The organism is Arthrobacter sp. B1805 (genome assembly GCF_002929745.1).
Taxonomy (GTDB): domain Bacteria; phylum Actinomycetota; class Actinomycetes; order Actinomycetales; family Micrococcaceae; genus Arthrobacter_D.
This window is the reverse complement of sequence record NZ_PJIQ01000056.1, coordinates 1-874: the sequence shown is the minus strand read 5'-3', so window position 1 is coordinate 874 and position 874 is coordinate 1. Positions and strand designations below refer to the sequence as shown.

Below are 874 nucleotides of genomic sequence, written 5' to 3'. Positions count from 1 at the left end.
TCAGTGATCGAATCATAAACCTCCAACCCCAAACGATGATGCTTAATCGTATGATTCACCGACTCACAATGCGGATTATCATTGCTAACCCCAGGCCGAATCAACGACTGCTCCACCCCATAACGCTCAAGCATCCTAGCCATATCCTTGCTCGTCATAATTGAACCGTTATCGGAATGCACCACCTCAACACGACCTAAACCTTCCTGCTTGATCGTCTCCTCGATCAACATGACAGCCACATTTTTGTCTTCACGTGACTGCAACGTCCACCCCACAATCTTGCGGGAAAACAAATCCATCACCACATGCAAGGCATACAACACCCGCGTATGTGATCCCTTCACCCACGTCACATCCCACACAAACACCTGACCAGGCCCTGTCGCTGTCACCGTCGGCACAGTTGCTGGTTCACGAGTACGTCGCGCAGGTTTAACCACCGGATCACGCAAGGTCTGCGCAATCCGGTAAAACATCCGCTCACCAGCTAAAAGTCGCTCGCCACTATCAAGATGCTGGTAATAGATTTGTCGCACACTCAACCCCTGCTCAAACCCGGCAGACAGCAGCACGGCGATCTGGGCGCGGTCAGCATCACTGATGCGTTTAGCCCCACTGCGCTTAGTATGCGGGATCGGGTTTTTCACCCGCGGCCTGGGATGGTGTCGGTAGTAGTAACTAGATTCCGATAGCCCTAGAACAGCAAGTGCATTCTTTTTGGTTTACCCGCTTCGGCGTAGACAGCTAATCAGGTGCTCTTCAAGATCAAGGTTGCTCTGATACATGCTGCGCTGTGATGTGGATAGTGTTGCGCCTCCTCGTCTTATTCCGCGCCATCCTTGTGCATTATCGCGATAGCTTTTCCCAACGC

At 51.9% G+C, this 874-nt stretch carries 1 protein-coding gene; it reads right to left on the bottom strand.

Features of this window, described 5'->3' with window-relative positions; all coding sequences use genetic code 11:
- A partial coding sequence (locus CXQ96_RS17870; protein WP_104119369.1) for a DDE-type integrase/transposase/recombinase occupies positions 1 to 650 on the bottom strand: 650 nt, incomplete at its 3' end.
- Positions 651 to 874 lie beyond the last annotated feature (224 nt).